Annotated in this window: 19 protein-coding genes and 2 tRNA genes; 12 read left to right on the top strand and 9 right to left on the bottom strand. The window is 42.3% G+C overall.

What is annotated here, in order from left to right:
• Positions 1-336: 336 nt before the first annotated feature.
• Positions 337-1,941, top strand: a complete 1,605-nt coding sequence (locus RMZ43_RS32265; RefSeq protein ID WP_322650954.1) for a PQQ-dependent sugar dehydrogenase — start codon at positions 337-339, stop codon at positions 1,939-1,941.
• A gap of 187 nt (positions 1,942-2,128) precedes the next feature.
• Here RMZ43_RS32265 and RMZ43_RS32260 read toward each other — a convergent pair whose 3' ends face one another.
• Complete coding sequence (locus RMZ43_RS32260) at positions 2,129-3,073, bottom strand: NAD(P)-dependent alcohol dehydrogenase (protein ID WP_322655801.1); 945 nt, start codon at positions 3,071-3,073, stop codon at positions 2,129-2,131.
• 172 nt (positions 3,074-3,245) lie between these two features.
• Between RMZ43_RS32260 and RMZ43_RS32255 the strand changes: the two genes are divergently transcribed.
• Both RMZ43_RS32255 and RMZ43_RS32250 read left to right on the top strand, forming a co-directional pair.
• Entirely contained in the window at positions 3,246-3,668 is a 423-nt protein-coding gene (locus RMZ43_RS32255) for a XisH family protein (RefSeq protein ID WP_322650952.1), read from the top strand.
• A complete protein-coding gene (locus RMZ43_RS32250; protein WP_322650951.1) occupies positions 3,650-3,991 on the top strand; it encodes a XisI protein in 342 nt (113 codons plus the stop codon). The genes RMZ43_RS32255 and RMZ43_RS32250 overlap by 19 nt, the downstream gene beginning before the upstream one ends.
• Positions 3,992-4,013: 22 nt before the next feature.
• On the opposite strand, the gene RMZ43_RS32245 is transcribed toward RMZ43_RS32250, so the two are convergent.
• Positions 4,014-4,592, bottom strand: a complete 579-nt coding sequence (locus tag RMZ43_RS32245; RefSeq protein WP_322650950.1) for a Uma2 family endonuclease — start codon at positions 4,590-4,592, stop codon at positions 4,014-4,016.
• Between the two features lie 1,148 nt (positions 4,593-5,740).
• Between RMZ43_RS32245 and nifB the strand changes: the two genes are divergently transcribed.
• The 7 genes from nifB (at position 5,741) to nifD (ending at position 13,313) form a co-directional block, all read left to right on the top strand.
• Complete coding sequence (gene nifB, locus RMZ43_RS32240) at positions 5,741-7,186, top strand: nitrogenase cofactor biosynthesis protein NifB (RefSeq protein ID WP_322650969.1); 1,446 nt, start codon at positions 5,741-5,743, stop codon at positions 7,184-7,186.
• Positions 7,187-7,285: 99 nt separating this feature from the next.
• Positions 7,286-7,642, top strand: coding sequence for a 4Fe-4S binding protein (locus RMZ43_RS32235; protein WP_322650949.1), 357 nt, complete (start codon positions 7,286-7,288; stop codon positions 7,640-7,642).
• A gap of 34 nt (positions 7,643-7,676) precedes the next feature.
• Positions 7,677-8,885, top strand: a complete 1,209-nt coding sequence (gene nifS / locus RMZ43_RS32230; RefSeq protein ID WP_322655802.1) for a cysteine desulfurase NifS — start codon at positions 7,677-7,679, stop codon at positions 8,883-8,885.
• Between the two features lie 99 nt (positions 8,886-8,984).
• Positions 8,985-9,884 (top strand): Fe-S cluster assembly protein NifU, encoded by a 900-nt coding sequence (gene nifU, locus RMZ43_RS32225; RefSeq protein WP_322655803.1) that lies wholly within the window; start codon positions 8,985-8,987, stop codon positions 9,882-9,884.
• A gap of 223 nt (positions 9,885-10,107) precedes the next feature.
• Positions 10,108-10,464: a group 1 truncated hemoglobin gene (locus RMZ43_RS32220; RefSeq protein WP_322639552.1), complete on the top strand. Its 357-nt coding sequence runs from the start codon at positions 10,108-10,110 to the stop codon at positions 10,462-10,464.
• A gap of 349 nt (positions 10,465-10,813) precedes the next feature.
• Entirely contained in the window at positions 10,814-11,707 is an 894-nt protein-coding gene (gene nifH / locus RMZ43_RS32215; RefSeq protein ID WP_174710323.1) for a nitrogenase iron protein, read from the top strand.
• 163 nt (positions 11,708-11,870) lie between these two features.
• Positions 11,871-13,313, top strand: coding sequence for a nitrogenase molybdenum-iron protein alpha chain (nifD, locus tag RMZ43_RS32210; protein ID WP_322655804.1), 1,443 nt, complete (start codon positions 11,871-11,873; stop codon positions 13,311-13,313).
• 363 nt (positions 13,314-13,676) lie between these two features.
• On the opposite strand, the gene RMZ43_RS32205 is transcribed toward nifD, so the two are convergent.
• From RMZ43_RS32205 to RMZ43_RS32195, 3 genes are read right to left on the bottom strand one after another with little or no spacing between them, the layout of a single operon-like run.
• On the bottom strand, positions 13,677-13,967 hold the full coding sequence (locus RMZ43_RS32205) for a hypothetical protein (RefSeq protein WP_322655805.1): 291 nt from the start codon (positions 13,965-13,967) through the stop codon (positions 13,677-13,679).
• Positions 13,954-14,595, bottom strand: a complete 642-nt coding sequence (locus RMZ43_RS32200) for a nucleotidyltransferase domain-containing protein (RefSeq protein ID WP_322655806.1) — start codon at positions 14,593-14,595, stop codon at positions 13,954-13,956. Before RMZ43_RS32200 ends, RMZ43_RS32205 begins: the two co-directional genes overlap by 14 nt.
• Before the next feature lie 2 nt (positions 14,596-14,597).
• Positions 14,598-15,407 carry a pentapeptide repeat-containing protein gene (locus RMZ43_RS32195; protein ID WP_322655807.1) on the bottom strand — a complete coding sequence of 270 codons (810 nt, stop codon included), beginning with the start codon at positions 15,405-15,407 and terminating at the stop codon, positions 14,598-14,600.
• A gap of 500 nt (positions 15,408-15,907) precedes the next feature.
• On the opposite strand from RMZ43_RS32195, the gene RMZ43_RS32190 reads away from it, so the two are divergent.
• The gene (locus RMZ43_RS32190) at positions 15,908-16,159 is read left to right on the top strand and encodes a DUF433 domain-containing protein (protein WP_322655809.1); all 252 of its coding nucleotides are present in this window, start codon (positions 15,908-15,910) and stop codon (positions 16,157-16,159) included.
• On the top strand, positions 16,156-16,488 hold the full coding sequence (locus RMZ43_RS32185; protein ID WP_322655808.1) for a DUF5615 family PIN-like protein: 333 nt from the start codon (positions 16,156-16,158) through the stop codon (positions 16,486-16,488). The genes RMZ43_RS32190 and RMZ43_RS32185 overlap by 4 nt, the downstream gene beginning before the upstream one ends.
• 229 nt (positions 16,489-16,717) lie before the next feature.
• Here RMZ43_RS32185 and RMZ43_RS32180 read toward each other — a convergent pair whose 3' ends face one another.
• From RMZ43_RS32180 to RMZ43_RS32165, 4 genes are all read right to left on the bottom strand, one after another.
• Positions 16,718-18,244 (bottom strand): slipin family protein, encoded by a 1,527-nt coding sequence (locus RMZ43_RS32180; protein WP_322655810.1) that lies wholly within the window; start codon positions 18,242-18,244, stop codon positions 16,718-16,720.
• A 599-nt stretch (positions 18,245-18,843) separates the two neighbouring features.
• A tRNA-Met gene (locus RMZ43_RS32175) sits at positions 18,844-18,918 on the bottom strand.
• A 1-nt stretch (position 18,919) separates the two neighbouring features.
• Positions 18,920-18,995 (bottom strand) — tRNA-Lys (locus RMZ43_RS32170).
• Positions 18,996-19,145: 150 nt separating this feature from the next.
• Positions 19,146-19,321, bottom strand: a 176-nt coding sequence (locus RMZ43_RS32165; protein ID WP_428850953.1) for an ATP-binding protein, incomplete at its 5' end; no start/stop codon positions are given.

Raw genomic sequence — 19,321 nt, 5'->3', positions numbered from 1 at the left:
ACTTGGTTTTTTCAAACACAAACTTGGCTTTGTGACCTGGAAGTAATGCTGTTAAAACTCTTTGTATAATAGTTTTAGGCGAAGATAGCGTGATGACAATTTTGTTAAGTGTGAGAAATTTTTTGGTTTAAAAGAGCGATCGCTCTGCTTTTCTTGGTAACTTTCGGTTCACCCATTTTTTGATAAGTTAAAAAAAAATAAGAGTACATAAAGATATTTTAAGTATTTTCAAAAACCAGTACCTCTGAGTTAACTTTGTGCAAACTCCGGGTAAAATCGGCTAGCCAAGAGTTTACGTGTAATAGAAATTACTACAAAGCTAGAGGGAAGTTCAAGATGGTTGCATTTGCTTTAAAACTAACACAGATATTTGGAGGCATACTAGCTACATCGCTACTGAGTCTGATGTCCTTAGAGGTTCTTACCACCGCAGCGTTAAGCAATCCGCCTCCTGCGTCTGTTGATACTAAGGTGAAAGTGCCTAGTACAATGACCTTTGCACCCTTTAATACTAATCGTTACTTGAAAGTACCGCCCAATTTCTCTGTCTCTGTTTATGCTCGAATCAAGGCAGCTCGCTTTATGGCAGTTGCTCCTAATGGGGATCTTCTAGTATCACAGCCGAGTACGGGTAAAGTGTTAATTGTCCGAGAAAATGGCAGCAAAGACCCAATTATTTCTGACTTCGTGACGGGTCTACGCAGGCCACACGACATTGTGTTTCATAAGATTGATAACATCACCTACGTTTATATCTCTGAGACTCATCAAATTAACCGCTTCATCTACAACTCTGGAGATAGAATCGCCAAAAATCGCCAAATCGTTATAACTGGCTTACCAGACAGCAGCACCTCAGAACTCAGAGGCTCTTATGGTCACGAGCTAAAAAATATTGCACTTGATGCTAATCACAAACTTTATGTGTCGATCGCCTCTACGTGCAATGCTTGCAAGGAAGATACTGTTAGTACCCCAAAGCGTGGTGCGATTTACCAATACAACGCTAATGGAACCAATCAACGGCTTTTTGCCCAAGGTTTACGTAATGCCGAAGGATTAGCATTTTTACCTGGCACAAATGACCTTTGGGTAGTCGTTAATAATCGAGATGAGATCCGCTATCCCTTCAACGATAGTACCGGCAATTACGGTAAGGTTATCCGCTCTTACGTAGACAACCATCCACCAGAGGAGTTCACGAAAGTCCGAGATGGCGGTAATTACGGTTGGCCATTCTGCAACCCCAATCCTGACACGGCAACCGGCCTCAACAATATGCCGTTTGACCGCGACTATCAGTTCAATGCTAATGGGAGTGTTAATTGCAATGCAATGGACAGAATTAGCAAGGGTATTCAAGCCCATTCCGCTCCCTTGGGACTAACATTCTTACAAAATACCAACTTTCCCAGCCTATACTCAAGTGGGGTAGTGGCGGGACTGCATGGTTCATGGAATCGGCAAAAGAAAACGGGCTATAAAATAGCTTACTTTCCCTGGAACAGTACGACAAAAACTCTAGGGGAAGAGATAGATTTAGTCAACGGTTGGCTAATTCCAAGAACGGAAGAAGTCTGGGGTCGACCGGTGGATATGGCAGTCGATCTGCAAGGTAATTTGTTAATTTCGGATGACTACAGTGGTACTATCTACAAGCTCTCCTACATGCCGCGAGGAGAGGTTAAGGTCTACAGAGATTTGAATTTGACTGGAGTTTCCCAGTCATTTCCTACAAGTCCAGGAGTATACAAAGCGATCCAAGGGGACTTAAATGTTGTAGGGAATGACGCTATTAGCTCATTAAGTGTACCGTCTGGTAAAGTGGTACGTGTCTGCCAAAATGAAACTGGTGGTTTATGTCGTGAGTTTAGTGCTGGGGATTATAAATCTCTTGGAGCTGACTTAAATGACTCAATATCTTTTATAGAAGTTAAGTAGCCCCAATCATCGAATTTTAGATTTTAAATTTTGGATTTTAGATTGATAGACTAAAATCCAAAATTTAAAAAAGTCCCAGAGCAAACGAATTTAAACGCGAGAACAATTTTATTATCCAAAATCAAAAATTGAGTCACCTATGCTGCTTTTGGCTGATTGTCCTGCAATCAAATAGAAACCGCGATGTCTAAACGGACTGCGCGATCGCAATTTTTCCCACTGCACGCCCAGTTTCACTATAACTATGAGCCGCCGCTAGTTCTTGCAAGGGATATGTGCGATCAATCACCACACGAATCTTACCTGCTTCAATCAATTCTTTGAGAAAAAGCAAGTCTTTAGTGTTAGGTTTCTCAAAGAAAAATTTCGCTTTTTGACCGGGGAGGAATGCTGTTAAGACACTCTCTAACAAGACTTCGGGGCTGGGTAATGTGGTGATATAAATTCCGTTGGATTTAAGGACTCTTTTGGTTTGTGAGAGCGATCGCTTACCCACTGCATCAAAGATAATGTCATACTGCGCTGTATCTTCGGCAAAATCTTGTTGCGTATAATCAATTACGCGGTCTGCTCCCAAAGATTTCACCAAATCCAAATTTTTGGTACTGCTAACTCCCGTCACCTGTGCGCCTAAAGCCTTAGCAATTTGCACTGCAAAAATCCCTACACCACCCGCAGCACCATTAATTAAGACATTTTGTCCTGTTTGAATATTTCCTTGATCTCGCAGTGCTTGTAGAGCCGTGAGTGCTGCTAAAGGCACAGCAGCAGCTTCTTCATAGTTTAAATTGGTTGGTTTAAGCACCGCCAAGTTTTCTGGGATGGCTGCAAACTCTGCGTAACCTCCTCCAGGGAAGCTAGTACTGCCATAAATAGCATCTCCTGGTTTAAAGCGCGTGACACCAGAGCCAATCTCTACAACTTCTCCCGCCACATCAAACCCCAGAATCTTCGGAAATTTAATGCCAGTAATCAGACTCAACATTCCCTGACGAATTTTCCAATCAATGGGATTAACGCTACTAGCACGAACTTTTACAAGTAACTGCGTTGGCTCAATTTTCGGCTGTTCCACATCTTCATACTGCAACACTTCAACGCCGCCATACCGACGGATAACCACTGCTTTCATCGCATTCCTCCTGGTTGCTACTCTGTTTTGCTGAATCACACAGCCTGTTTTTCCTAATAAATCTAGTGTAACGATGTCTACGACGGGCTACGCTTACGTATGGTATTTAACGAAGATGGTGCACAATCAGAGATTCCCTAAAATAGAAATATCAGTCTAAAACTACACCTGTATGCCAGCTAGAGACCTTTATCACAACAATGTTAAAAATGCTTTGATTAAAGACAAATGGACAATTACTCATGACCCATTAACTCTAAAGTTTGGTAAAAAAGATTTGTATGTTGATTTAGGTGCTAAACAGTTGTTGGCGGCTGAAAAAGCAGAATCCAAAATTGCAGTTGAGATTAAAAGTTTTACCGGGAGATCGGATGTTGATGATCTAGAAAAAGCGTTAGGTCAGTATATTTTATATCAGGATATCTTGATTGAATTGGAGCCGGAACGAATACTATATCTTGCAGTCCCTAACAGTATTTTTGATGATTTATTTGAAGAACCTATTGGCAAACTGTTACTGAGAAATCATCGTTTAAAGCTGATTACTTTTGATCCAAAACAGGAGGTTATTAAACAATGGATTATACCAAGTTAGACCACTATCGCCAGGTGATTGAAACTATCCTCACTGAATATGCCTCACTACCCTATTCTTATGCCAACATTCAATCAGAAGTGGTGTTTGATCGAAGCCGCGATCGCTATTTGTGGATGGATCTAGGTTGGGATGGCGATCGCCGCATTCATGGCTGTCTGGTTCATATTGACCTAATTGATGGCAAAATTTGGATTCAACGGGATGGCACTGAAGAAGGCATTGCCGCCGATTTAGAACGGGCTGGAATTCCTAAAGAACATATCGTCCTTGGCTTTCGTCCACCGGAGTTAAGACCTTACACTGGTTATGCAGTTGCTTAAAAGTTAACACGGAACATTCTCTTTATTCTTCAGTGGTAAATACAACACCTTCGTACAGCAGTTCAATTGGACATTCAAATTCAATACTCGATAAGGTGACGATATCTCCATCCGTGTATGGGTAGTAAAGCCACATCCTACCCTCACCCCGACAGTAACGCTCAACGGAGATTTGTTCCGAGTCAATCAAGATATATTCTTGCAAACTAGGGATTCTCAAGTAATAAGTAAATTTTTCACCCCGATCTTTAGCGCTTGTACCTGGCGAAAGAACCTCGGCAATTAGCTTGGGATGTTGAATAAATTTACGGGCATTGAGGTCTTCAGGGTCGCAACTGACAATAACATCAGGATAATAGTAGCGACTCTGGGGAGTGAGTTGCATTTTCACGTCTAATACATTCACTCGATAACCTCTGGAATGTAAATGAGGGCGTAAGGCAGTGTACAAGTTAAGTGCAATGTCGTTATGAGGAATTGTACCGCCTGTCATGGCAAATACTTCGCCATTGGCATATTCATAGCGAAGGTCTTGCTGAGGTTCCCATTCGAGATATTCCTCAACGGTCATTTTTGGCGGCTGTTGGGGGATGGCTATCATAACTAAGATTTTTTCACGCTTGGTTTGATTGTAGCTAAATGACACTCTGACAATTCAGGTTATCGGTAAAACCTCTCTCCAAATCCAAGAAATAAACTTTAAATTTTCCCCCTTTCCGACACGGGAAGGGGGTTAGGGGATTAGGTTTTTTGCTAAGGTTTGTAATGAGCAATTCAGAAAATTCATTGCGATCGCTCAATCATGTTAGATTATAGTTTGTTGTTTCTCTTAAACACAAAATCTGAGAGTTTCTTACCCATCTCCTCATTGTGGAAATGAAAAAAAAGAACTAGAAAGTTAAATTTTTTGAAAATTATGTGCAGCAATACATCTATTTCCACTAGCTTATATAGCTTACCAGGCAAGGCTTAAAGGCATAATTGAACATCATTGTCAAAGAAAAATTAAAAGAATATGAAGTGCATTTTTACCCTCAAAAAAATGATATGTTAGATACAGAATTCAATTTCATGCGTTTATGGAGTAAAACAAGATAAATTGCTTCAGTTTTTCACCCTCAACCCCTTGGCATTTCTTACTTTTGACGCAAATTGAGGGCAATGTGAGTACACATTTAAATAACCAAAATCCAGTTGCAATTAGATTAAATTCTTTGCTGGTATTGGGTTGTGGCTGAGTACAAATAAATCCTGAACCCCTATCTATAAACACTAGAACCCCAACCAAAAAATACTAGAACCCCTACCTGAAAAAAACTTTTTTAATTCTTGTAATGCTTGAAGAATTAAGGTTTTTAGTATTTGAGTACAAACGTAATAAATCCAATAAATTCTATCCTAGAGAGACGCACCGTTTGGCTAGGAGACGGCTGCTATAAATCTTATATCGCCAATCACCTAACGCTCTGAAACAAAACAAAGCGAAAAGTGAGTGGAGGGATGACATAGCACCATGCCTGAAGTGAAAAGAAGTCGCGGCTGTAAGCACAAATTCTACCCAAGAACCGAACGTTGACACACACCAGCCGAACATCAGATATCTATTGCCTGCCTTACTTAAAAACAAGTCACCCGAACCCAAGGGTTTGCAGGCAGTGTGAAAGACGCGACTTCAATTCCTGGGCATAAAGAGTGGCAACACCATCTCCCACAGTGGCAGCCAAGTCCACCGACCTTTTGCGAAACTCAATGACATCACCGTCTACACGACTCCTCAACTCCAACGCTACGGAATCGACAACCCAAGCAAAATCCGGTGGTTGCGGCTGCGACAGCACCACCAGCACCACCGTGGAAAGGGACGAAAAGCTCCAAGAACGCATTGCTAAACATCCCTGCTACAGCGAAGACGCTCATCACCACTATGCCCGGATGCACGTTGCAGTTGCTCCCGCTTGCAACATTCAATGCAACTATTGCAACCGCAAATATGATTGCGCTAACGAAAGCCGTCCTGGAGTAGTTAGCGAATTACTAACACCAGAACAAGCAGCACACAAAGCTTTAGTCATTGGTGGCAAGATTCCCCAAATGACAGTTGTGGGAATTGCCGGCCCTGGCGACCCTCTGGCGAACCCAGAAAAGACTTTCCGCACATTTGAGTTGATTGCAGAACAAGCACCAGACATTAAGCTGTGCTTATCAACCAATGGTTTAATGCTGCCTGATTACATCGATCGCATTAAACAATTAAATATAGATCACGTTACGATCACCATTAACATGGTAGATCCAGAGATCGGTGCTAAGATTTATCCTTGGGTTCACTACAGACGCAAGCGTTACAGAGGTCTTGAAGGTGCGAAAATCCTCCATGAAAGACAGATGGAAGGATTGCAAGCCCTCAAAGATGCTGATATCTTGTGCAAAGTCAACTCAGTGATGATTCCCGGAATTAATGACCATCACTTAGTCGAAGTGAATCGGGTCATTCGTGAGAAAGGTGCATTCTTGCACAACATCATGCCATTGATTTCTGCACCAGAACATGGTACACACTTCGGTTTAACCGGTCAACGCGGCCCTACACCCAAAGAACTCAAAGAAGTTCAAGACAACTGCTCCGGTAACATGAAAATGATGCGTCACTGTCGCCAGTGCCGCGCCGATGCAGTAGGATTATTGGGAGAAGACCGCAGCCAGGAATTTTCCAAAGAGAAATTCTTGGAAATGACTCCAGAATATGACATGGAGCAACGCGCTACCGTTCACGAAGGGATTGAGAAGTTTAAAGAAGAACTTAAAGTAGCCAAAGATAAGGCGTTAGCAGGTAAGAAAGTTGCCAACAGTCCGAAAATCCTCGTTGCAGTAGCAACCAAAGGTGGCGGATTGGTTAATCAACACTTCGGTCATGCGAAAGAATTCCAAATTTACGAAGTGGGTGGAAACGAAGTTCGCTTTGTCAGCCATCGCAAAATTGACCAATACTGCCAAGGTGGATACGGTGAAGAAGCTTCCTTTGAGCATATTATGAAAGCGATCGCAGATTGCAAAGCAGTTCTAGTCTCGAAGATTGGTAACTGTCCTCAAGAAAAATTGCAAGAAGCTGGAATAAAGACTGTTGAAGCTTACGACGTGATTGAAAAGGTTGCTTTAGAGTTTTACGAGCAATACGTTAAGGAATTAGGGAATTAGGGATTAGGGAATAGGGAGTAGGGAGTGGGGAATTTCAATATTCACCACTCCCCACTCACCACCACTCACCACTCCCCACGCCCAAAAGGAGAATAAATCATGGCTTACAAAATTCTTACTAGCCAGTGTATTTCCTGCAATCTCTGTCTAACGGCATGTCCTACAAATGCAGTAAAAGTGGTTGATGGACAGCACTGGATTGACCCTGAACTTTGTACAAACTGCGTTGGTAGCATTCATACCGTACCTCAGTGTAAAGCTGGTTGTCCCACCTGCAACGGTTGCATTAAGCAGCCTAGCGATTACTGGGAAGGCTGGTTTGCCAATTACAACCGCGTAGTCGCTAAATTAACAAATAAACAAGATTACTGGGAACGTTGGTTTAATTGTTATTCCCAGAAATACTCTGAGCAGTTGCAAAAGCGTCAATCCCAATCAGTGGGTTCTGAAGCTTAATTAAATAATTCCTAATTCTTAATTGAAGACAACAATGCAAAATAACTGCATCTATCTCGATAATAATGCCACCACTAAGGTAGACCCAGAAGTAATAGAGGTAATGCTACCTTACCTGACGGATTATTACGGCAACCCTTCCAGTATGCATACTTTTGGTGGGCAAGTCGGTAAAGCAGTGAGAACAGCAAGAGAACAACTTGCAGCCATCCTGGGAGCCGATGAGTCTGAAATTGTCTACACAAGTTGCGGTACTGAGGGAGATAACGCGGCGATTCGAGCCGCACTGTTAGCGCAACCAGAAAAGCGACATATTGTCACTACTCAAGTTGAACATCCAGCAGTACTCAATGTCTGCAAACAATTAGAAACCCAAGGTTATAGTGTTACCTATCTATCAGTAAATCATCAAGGGCAGCTGGATCTAGATGAACTAGAAGCTTCCTTGACGGGTAACACCGCCCTGGTGACAATTATGTATGCTAATAACGAAACCGGCACGGTTTTCCCGATTGAGCAAATTGGGTTGCGCGTCAAAGAATATGGTGCTATCTTCCATGTAGATGCGGTGCAAGCAGTGGGAAAAATCCCGTTGAATATGAAGACTAGCACGGTGGATATGTTAACCCTGTCTGGTCACAAGTTGCACGGGCCCAAAGGAATTGGTGCTTTATATATCCGGCGTGGAGTTAGATTCCGTCCCTTCATGATTGGGGGACACCAAGAACGCGGACGTAGGGCGGGAACAGAGAATGTTCCAGGAATTATTGCCTTGGGCAAAGCTGCCCAACTAGAACTGTTACACTTAGAAGAAGCGATCGCAAGAGAAATAAAGCTGCGCGATCGCCTCGAACAAACTTTACTAGCTAAAATTCCCGATTGTGTAGTTAATGGCGACGTTACGCAGAGATTGCCAAACACCACAAATATCGGCTTCAAGTACATCGAAGGTGAAGCAATTTTACTGTTATTGAACAAATACGGTATCTGTGCATCATCCGGTTCTGCTTGCACCTCCGGTTCTCTAGAACCTTCCCACGTCCTGCGGGCAATGGGCTTACCCTATACAACTTTGCACGGTTCAATTCGCTTCAGTCTTTGTCGCTACACCACAGAAGCCGAAATCGATCGAGTAATTGAAGTAATGCCCAGTATTGTAGAACGTTTACGCGCCCTCTCTCCTTTCAAAAATGATGATGCAGGTTGGTTGCAAGGACAAGAACAAGCACTAGCGCATCGTTAATTAGGGAATAGGGAATAGGGAATAAAGAATTTACTAATCCCTACTCCCCACTCCCCACTCCCCCACTCAGCACTCAGCACTCATTACTCAGCACTAAATATGTGGGACTACACCGATAAAGTATTAGAACTGTTTTACGATCCCAAAAATCAGGGAGAAATTGAAGAAACGAGCGAACCTGGAATTAAGGTTGCAACGGGTGAAATCGGCAGCATTGCTTGCGGTGATGCTCTGAGATTGCACCTGAAAGTGGAAGTAGAATCTGATAAGATTCTAGATGCTCGCTTTCAAACCTTTGGTTGTACTAGTGCGATCGCATCTTCTAGTGCATTAACCGAAATGGTCAAAGGTTTAACCTTAGATGAAGCTCTGAAAGTGTCCAATAAAGACATTGCAGATTACCTGGGTGGTTTACCAGAAGCAAAGATGCATTGCTCTGTCATGGGACAAGAAGCCCTAGAAGCCGCTATCTATAATTATCGTGGCATTCCTCTAGCTACTCATGATGATGACGATGAAGGTGCATTAATTTGCAGTTGCTTTGGTATCAGCGAGTCCAAAATTCGCCGCGTGATTCTAGAAAATCATCTCACGGATGCCGAACAAGTAACAAATTATGTAAAAGCTGGTGGCGGATGCGGTTCCTGTCTGGCTAATATCGATGATATTATTAGATCAGTTCAACAGGAATACGCCTCACCTGCTCTCAACAATTACGGCGTACAAGTTGCCACAGAAATTGTTAATTCAAAGCAACGATCGCTAACAAACGTGCAAAAGATTGCTCTAATTCAAAAGGTTCTTGATGAAGAAGTCAGACCCGTACTGATTGCAGACGGGGGAGATGTAGAACTCTATGATGTAGAAGGCGATCGCGTTAAAGTTGTACTGCAAGGTGCTTGCGGTTCCTGTTCTAGTAGTACAGCAACTCTCAAAATTGCGATCGAAGCCAGATTACAAGATCGTGTCAGCAAGAGCCTTGTAGTCGAAGCAGTTTAGGAATTGCTGTAGGACTTAACGTAATCTACAAATACGCTCTAATATGCATTCAGCCAGGAACAGAAAGTAGGATTTGAACCATATAATTGTCTCCACATCAATGCTTCAATCCTACCGACAACCAATAGCTAAATTAGCTATCACGGCTAACAGCATATAGGCTTCATACATTAAGCGCCTACTTGCAAATTTCATCATCCAACTCGCTTCAAAGGAACAGGATATGAGCACATTGTACGACAACATTGGTGGACAACCAGCTATTGAACAAGTAGTAGATGAACTCCACAAACGCATTGCCACAGACAGCCTCCTCAATCCCATTTTTGCTGGTACAGATATGGCGAAGCAACGTAATCATCTAGTTGCTTTCTTAGCTCAAATATTTGAAGGGCCAAAGCAATACGGCGGTCGTCCAATGGACAAAACCCACGCAGGATTGAATCTACAGCAACCACACTTCGATGCGATCGCCAAGCATCTCGGTGAAGCAATGGCTGTGCGTGGAGTGTCAGCAGAAGACACCAAAGCTGCACTAGATCGCGTCACAAATATGAAGGGCGCTATTTTGAACAAGTAATAGGACTATGCATTGATTGTTGACAAATAACAACATCAAGTCCTATTGAATCTTGCAAGCTGAAACACATTATGACGTATTTGTAAATTGCGTAATTTTCTTTGTTCTTTGTCATTTGTTTTGACAAAGAACAAAGGACGAAAAATCAAAATAAAAAAATTTTAACGAAGGAAGATCCATGTACTTACTGTCAATAATTTTGGCTGTGGAGCGATCGCCCCCAGCAGGCATTTATGCCAATGGTACCAACGATGCTCTACACGCGCTCACTACTGTCGCTCAACTGGCGTGAACGCAACTGACAAACGCACAGACCCACCAACCAACCAATTGCAGGGAAACACGAACAATGACAGAAGAAAATATAAGACAGATAGCTTTCTACGGAAAGGGCGGTATCGGTAAATCTACCACTTCCCAAAACACCTTAGCAGCTATGGCAGAAATGGGTCAACGCATCCTCATCGTCGGTTGCGACCCTAAAGCTGACTCCACCCGTTTGATGCTGCACAGCAAAGCTCAAACAACCGTTCTTCACCTCGCCGCAGAACGTGGTGCAGTAGAAGATATCGAAATCGAAGAAGTAATGCTGACCGGTTTCCGTAACGTTCGTTGCGTAGAATCTGGTGGTCCAGAACCCGGTGTAGGTTGCGCTGGTCGTGGTATCATCACCGCCATCAACTTCTTAGAAGAAAATGGTGCTTACCAAGACCTAGACTTCGTATCTTACGACGTATTAGGTGACGTTGTATGTGGTGGTTTCGCTATGCCTATCCGCGAAGGTAAGGCACAAGAAATCTACATCGTTACATCAGGTGAAATGATGGCGATGTACGCTGCTAACAACATTGCTCGTGGTGTACTCAAGTATGCTCACACTGGTGGCGTGCGCTTGGGTGGTTTGATTTGTAACAGCCGTAACACAGACCGAGAAATCGAATTAATCGAAACCTTGGCAAAACGGTTGAACACCCAAATGATTCACTACGTACCCCGCGACAACATTGTTCAACACGCAGAATTACGCCGGATGACTGTTAACGAGTACGCACCTGAAAGCAACCAAGCTAACGAATATCGGATTTTGGCTCAAAAAATTATCGACAACAAGAATCTGGCTATTCCTACACCCATCGAAATGGAAGAACTAGAAGAATTGTTGATTGAATTCGGTATTCTCGAAAGCGACGAAAATGCTGCCAAGTTGGTTGGTAAGACTGCTGCTGAAGCTCCTGTATCATAAGTCGCTGCTAATAAATAAGGCTTTAGCACAAGGAAAAAGGAAAAAGGAAGAATCTCACATTTGACCTTTGACCTTTTACCTTTCCCTCTAATCTCCCCCTTAACCTTAGAGGGGACTCCTAGTCCCCCTATGCCCCGATCCTTACGAGTCACAGAGGCTAAATATGACACCTCCAGAAAATCAAAACATCATCGAAGAAAGAAAAGAACTAATTAAAGAAGTTCTAGACGCTTACCCCGATAAAGCTAAGAAAAAACGGGAAAAGCATTTAAGTGTATACGAAGAAGGTAAGTCCGATTGCGGCGTTAAGTCTAACATCAAATCCCTTCCTGGGGTAATGACCGCTCGTGGTTGTGCTTACGCTGGTTCTAAAGGTGTGGTTTGGGGCCCTATTAAGGACATGATCCACATCAGCCACGGGCCTGTAGGTTGCGGTTACTGGTCTTGGTCTGGTCGTCGTAACTACTACATCGGCACCACAGGTATTGATACCTTTGGTACCATGCACTTCACTTCTGACTTCCAAGAAAGAGATATCGTTTTCGGTGGTGACAAGAAACTTGTCAAGCTAATCGAAGAACTAGATGTACTTTTCCCCCTTAACCGTGGTGTTTCCATTCAATCTGAATGTCCCATCGGTCTAATTGGGGATGACATCGAAGCAGTTGCTCGGAAGACATCGAAAGAAATCGGCAAGCCAGTTGTACCTGTGCGTTGTGAAGGCTTCCGGGGTGTTTCCCAATCTTTGGGACACCACATTGCTAACGACATGGTTCGTGACTGGGTATTCACCAGAGCAGACAAAGCGAAAAAAGACGGTACACTTCAGTTTGAAGGTACTCCTTATGATGTAGCCATCATTGGTGACTACAACATCGGTGGAGATGCTTGGGCTAGCCGCATCCTGTTAGAAGAAATCGGCTTGCGCGTAGTCGCTCAGTGGTCAGGTGATGGCACCATCAACGAAATGTTGATGACCCCCAATGTGAAGATGAACCTCATCCACTGTTACCGGTCGATGAACTACATCAGCCGTCACATGGAAGAAGCTTATGGTATACCCTGGTTGGAATACAACTTCTTCGGCCCCACCAAGATTGCTGAATCTTTACGGGAAATTGCTTCCAAATTTGACGAAACAATCCAAGCAAACGCTGAGAAAGTTATCGCCAAGTATCAGCCCACAATGGATGCGGTAGTTGCTAAGTACCGCCCCCGTTTGGATGGTAAGACCGTTGCCATCATGGTTGGTGGTCTACGTCCTCGCCACGTTGTCCCAGCCTTCCAAGACTTGGGCATGAAGATGATTGGTACAGGTTATGAGTTCGCTCATAACGATGACTACAAACGTACCACTCACTACATCGAAAACGGCACCATCGTTTATGACGACGTTACCGCTTACGAATTCGAGGAATTTATCAAAGCGCTGAAGCCTGATTTGGTAGCTTCTGGTGTGAAAGAGAAGTACGTCTTCCAAAAGATGGGTCTTCCTTTCCGTCAAATGCACTCTTGGGATTACTCCGAACCTAGCGATCGCTCCTCAACATCATATAATGCAAGGTTTTTTAGCGGCGGTAGAAAAAAGAGCCTATTTTTAGCCTAAATGCAACTTCCAGGGTTATTTAGGAACAATCTATTTTCATGCTTTAGATAGTATAACTCTTATAAAGTCTGGTTTTTAGATTTTGCTTGCATTTTGCTCAAAGGAAAACTGTAAAATGAAAGACTATTTTAAATGACGATTTTTTAGATTAAATATAGTGTAGCGACTAAATTGAGCAGTAGCAGATAAAATTTACGTCCAAGCAAGATATTTAGCCTATTTCATTTTCGGCAGCAGTTCAAAAATTTGCTGGTTGTGTTGATGGTAGCCCCGGTGATTTGGCGACGAACAAACAATATCTTGAAGGTTTAGGAACTGAATGAAGCAGCGAGTCATCATCGATTCCATCGCTGCAACGATTTGTTAGCCAATTTCCTGCTCTATTGTTTGAGAGATAACCGCGATTTCTTCGGATATCATCTTGTAGTTCTCGGAAATTTGCTCTTGGCTTTTGTTGGCAAGAAAGAAGAGCTTTGCAGAAGCGGTCTTAACAAGCTCCACTAACCGAGATTCAGGATCGATACGGTTAACAGAAATCCACCTTTCGATTGCCTTGGAGGAAAGCCCTAATAGCTCTTCCTTTTGCCATTTTTTGCGGTTTACCAACTGAAGGACTTGCCTCTGAGCCGCAATACGGTTATTAAACTCGTTCATATTCTTTAGCCTTTTTCACTAAGTTATTCATCCACTCATACACTTCATTAAGTGTTTGGATCGCGGTATCTATTTCATCATCTGTTATATTTTTGCCGTGACCTCTTGTACATAATAGGCGGGATCTTTCTAAAATTTGATATGAATCTAGTGCAATTGGAATACTATTACATCCTAAGCAAAGTGCAGAATTCCTAGAGAAGTCTGAACGCTCCTTATCGTTAGTGCCAAGAGAGAAGCAAGTTGCGATATTTCTGATGCTTAAAAACACAGTAGACAAATCAAACACTTTACTGGTGTTATTAGCAATTAGTGAGTCATACGCTTCGCAAAACAGCGCAAAGAACTTTTCACAGTCTTGAACACAATTTTTGTAAGGTTCAGGGCTTTCCAATGCTTTCAGATAATCAAGCTGATCTGAGGAAAAAAGCAATCGTGATTCAAGCGACAAGTGCCACGCAAAAGGATTGCCTTCATGCCAAATTTCTTGGATTCTTTTGTAGGAATAGATCGAGAAGGTATCTGGATCTATACTATAGTTATAACCTTCTACAATTGCAAGAAGATCAACGTCTGACCCTAGCGATATATCTCCGCGACAGATAGAGCCGAATGCGTAAATATGCATAATTAACGTCTATTCAAACGTTTGATGAGAATTGACATAAACAAACCAAATGCAACTAACCTAATGAACAAGATTAGTGTAAAATATGAACTCGGATAAGCGGATGGAGAAAGTGTCCCTAAAAATATCTGAGGTGCTTCAAAAAATGCCTGTATATAACTGTAACTACTTTGATTATTTTTGAATTTCCAAACATCAATTATAGACATGATCAAAAGTATAATAATAGTTGCTCTTAGCAGCTTCCAAGGGCTTTCACCATTGCCCCATACTAGGTCAAAAAATTTGAAGTTAGTCCATTCTATAAGTGTTTCAAGCCGCTTCAACCCTGTATATTTCTTCCTGTAATACGACTCCTTTGAATTCCATGCCTTATGCAAGTGAAGTTCAGTAGCTTGTAGCTCTATACGTATTGCCTTATTAACAGATTCGGCATCTCCAAGTTGCTGGTAATTCATGCGTAGCGTCCGGGCAAATTTCATTTTGAGGTTTTCATTGCCTGGACATTCTGTATCTAGTATGTAGTTATCAACTATAGTTCTCTCAAAGGTGGAGTACTCAAACTTACAACCAGAAAATTTTGCCCCGTGCAAATTAGTTCCAACGAAACGACACCCAGTAAAGTCACATGAATCAAACTTGCAACCTCGAAGATAACAGGTGTCAAAAATTGAGTACTTGAAATCAACCTTGGTGAACTGCTTATCTTTCGCCACGAGACGAACGAATAAGTGGTTCATAAACTTATCATTAGAAATGTTGTCATCAAACTTTTTATCTATTTGGTGAACTCTGTTGCTCTCGGACAGCATTGGATTCTTTTTGGCTAATTATTACACTGAAACTTTCCGCATATTATTCTAAATCAGATGAATATGAGAAAACTTTCCATCGGATAGCATCGGACTCTTTCTGGCTAACGTGTCTAATTACCTGTTGCTAGTAACCTTGAACCCCTATTATAGATTACGCTTCAAAGCTTAAGTACGCTGTTCAATTAGATAGTGATCGTCCCAACTCTACACCACGCTACTGCATATTTAGAGATTTTGTGTAAGATGCACAATAAATAACCCGTCGTAGACATCGCCCTCACTCGGCAAGAAACTAAGCGATGTCTACGACGAGCTGCGCCTACGCATTAAACAATTAACAATCCAAGTACTTTGACAAATGCCGATGATTGCGCGTTGATAAAACTACTTTACGAAATAAGTGCGACACAGAATAGCCCGTCGTGGAAATCGCCTCGTTGCAGCACCATGTAAAGCTGTTCTAGACTTAGAAATATGCTATGCAGTTTATAATCACCATGAGCTATCACGATATTATTACAATTGAACCGGACAAGCGAGGTGGTAAACCTTGTATTAGACGGATGCGAATTACCGTGTACGATGTTCTCGGTTGGTTGGCAGCTGGTATGTCTCATGGAGAGATATTAGACGATTTCCCTGAATTAACAGAAGAAGATATTAGGGCAAGTCTAGAGTTTGCTGCTGACCGCGAACATCGTTTAGTTGCCTCTCTACCAGACCCTACACAAACGGTAGGTGGTATTTGAAGCTGCTTTTTGATCAAAATTTGAGTCGCAAGCTGGTAACTCAATTAGCAGATGCTTTCCCTGATTCCAGTCACGTTCAGTTTCATGGGCTGGAAGTGAAGACTGATACTGAAATATGGGAATTTGCTAAAATCAATGACTTTTGCATCGTAACTCAAGATGTAGACTTTGCTGAAAGAAGCCGTTTGTACGGTTCTCCGCCTAAAGTTGTATGGCTACGCTGCGGAAATGCACCAACAAAACAAGTTGAATCTCTACTTCGTTCTGGTGTAGAGGTAATTCAAAAGTTACTCAATAATCCAAGTTTGCATTGTCTAGAATTGTACTAAGGCTTTCCTTTTGAGGGATTGTGTACTGAGATGCACTTACGCATTCTTCGATAACCAACTTGCGATCACGTACCCGCCATGAATCGGTGGCGATCGCGCGATCAGGCGATGTAATCGCATTAAACCGTCCAATCCTCAATTAAGAATCCGGGTACTTTGCCCAAATCGCGATGATTGCGTGTTAATAAAACTGATTTACTAGATGGTGCGATCGCCTTTAATCACTAAATCATTGCGGATTCATCCGAATCAAGTCTGTCAAAATACTATCCAAGCTGCCGTTAACTTGAATGCGATCAATCTTCTCTGCAATCCGCTCTAATACTTCGAGTTCCTTCAAACGCAATGCAACGGGGTTATCCTCCATCACTTTGGCAGTATTTAACATACTACGAGTAGCAGCAGTTTCTTCTCTACGTCTAACTACGTTTGCTTGAGCGGCTTTTTCTGCCTCGACTACCTTGCTTAAGATAGTCTTAATTTCACCAGGTAAAATAATATCTTTGACACCTACGGAATCTACTTCAATTCCATAGTCGGCGGCTTTCTGGCGAATGTATTCAGATATACTTCTATCAATTGCACCTTTATCTTCTAATAAAGCATCTAAGTTGCGTTCGCCGACCGCACCCCGCAAAGCAAACTGTAATTCTTTGTACAAATAACCAGAAATATCTGACAATCCGTTTTTTGCCCTTAATGGGTCGAGTATGCGGAAGCCAGCTGTCAAGTTCAACCGCAGAGGTACTTTATCTTTAGAGAGGATGTCTTGACCGGATACTTCCATATTTTGTAGTCGGAGGTCGATGGTTTCGGTTTGAAAGGAACGGCCAAATAACCACCAAGCATGTACCCCTGGCGATCGCTGTCCTTGAAACTCTTGATTAATATATACTAATCCAACGTGATGGGCAGGAACTTGGCAAATATGCAAACAGTTGCGACTGAGCAATTTTACTTCTGTTGAACCCTCAACCAACTCAGCCACTAAGCTAGGCTGTAACTGAGCATCCGCGCTGATGTCGAGAATTTCCACTGTAACACCCTGCCAAAATAACTTGCGGCTGGTGGGTGGCAAAATAGAAATCATTTTCCCTCGATATCGCACAATTGCAACTTGCGAAGGCAGTAATTGTACTGTTTCACAGTAGGCAGCAACAAAGTCGGGATGTTTTTCAATGAGTACATCTTCGAGGGGAAAATCTGGGTTAGGGATAATTCGGCTGAGAGTCCTGACTGTAACATCTCTATCTACCGACCAAAAAGCATACTCTCCTGATTCTAGAGGTCGCACAAAATTATTTTGCAGATATAGTAAACCAATCTCATACTCTGATATTTGGAACTTCTTCAGTCCATTCAAGGTAAGTGAGCGCAATTGTTGCACAAATGAACTAGGCAATTCTAAGCTTTCTTCTAAGTTGAATAGATGAGACTCTACCTCAATAAAACCACGCCAAAAAGCAATCAATTTATTTGGTGCAACGCTTACCCAATTCTGACCGTAGCGGACTAACGCAGCTTGATTAAATGCAGTTCTGATAATCAATAAATGTTGTTGCAGTTCGGCTTCATGATTTCGCAACAACAGTTCTAGGTTTTCAATCTGAGCTAGTGGCTGATTGAGGTCATAAATTTTTACTTGCCAATGCCGACCAAAATACGTGTGTGTACCGGGTTGCAAAATTTTCTTAAAGTCGCTGCGGTGATATAAGATGCCGATTTCGTTAGGTTTGATATAAAACGTTTGCCACATAGTAATTTGCATAAATAATTTACGCGATCGCAACCAGCTAAGAAGATTTGATCAACACATTTATAACCTTGCTTGAACTCAAATACCCCCTGCAATGCAAATCGCTGTCTTACAGCTTGAATACTACAGTTATTGGAGTTTGTAACCTTGCGGACAAAGCCTAAAGGATTAATTTTAGCTACTTGTATTACTATAATACTACAAAATATTTTTTAACTCTGCAAGTGCAAGTGTTTACAGTTTAGGTGTGGGCAAAAGCTTCTCCAAAACTGGATTAAGATTGCTATTCTTTTTCCCAAACTGCTCAATGGCAATCTAGAAAAAAGAACCGCGCTCAAATATACCGTTCAATTGACCAATCTAGAATCTTAAAAGAAAACTAGATGTAGAAAACGAAGGGAGATACTCAAGTTAGGGAAAAATGCATTGCGCTTACTCCTTGACTGTGGCTACAGAACATCTACCCTTATGAGTAATGACCAATAGCAGAACACTTACACCGCAGAGTTTGGAAAATGACGGACTTGAACCGTTTTGGGATTTCTCCCGTACCATATTGGATACCTTGGAAGGGTATTGTCTTTTGATCCGGACAGGGTTGGGTGAAAGTATAGGAATCGAACCTACAACACATCGATTATGAGTCGATTGCTCTACCAGTGAGCTAACTTCCTTTGGTGTTTGATACAGGACTCGAACCTGTGACGCACCGATTAAGAGTCGATCGCTCTGCCAACTGAGCTAATCAAACGATGGTACAGTTTTAAGCACTCGGCGGTATACGCTTATACTAAAGGATGGCGCACCAGTTAGGCATTAGAACCTAAACCATAGCTTTGTAACTTTGTAACTATCCCGCTTCAAATCTAGCATAAAGGGATTGGGCATTGGGAGTACTGAGTTAAGAGTTAGGAATTATCCCCTGTGCCCCTTCATCCCCTTTCACTGGGAGCGTAATTATAAATTCAGTACCATCACCTAAAGTTGAATTGACAGCGATCGCTCCACCATGTTTTTCGACTACAATCTGATGAGCGATCGCTAATCTTAATCCTGTTCCCTTACCAACCGCTTTTG

Origin of the sequence: Nostoc sp. CmiVER01 (assembly GCF_034531135.2) — a bacterium.
Lineage (GTDB): Bacteria > Cyanobacteriota > Cyanobacteriia > Cyanobacteriales > Nostocaceae > Nostoc.
Note: the sequence above shows the minus strand (reverse complement) of the source record. Positions and strands in the feature narration are given on the sequence as shown.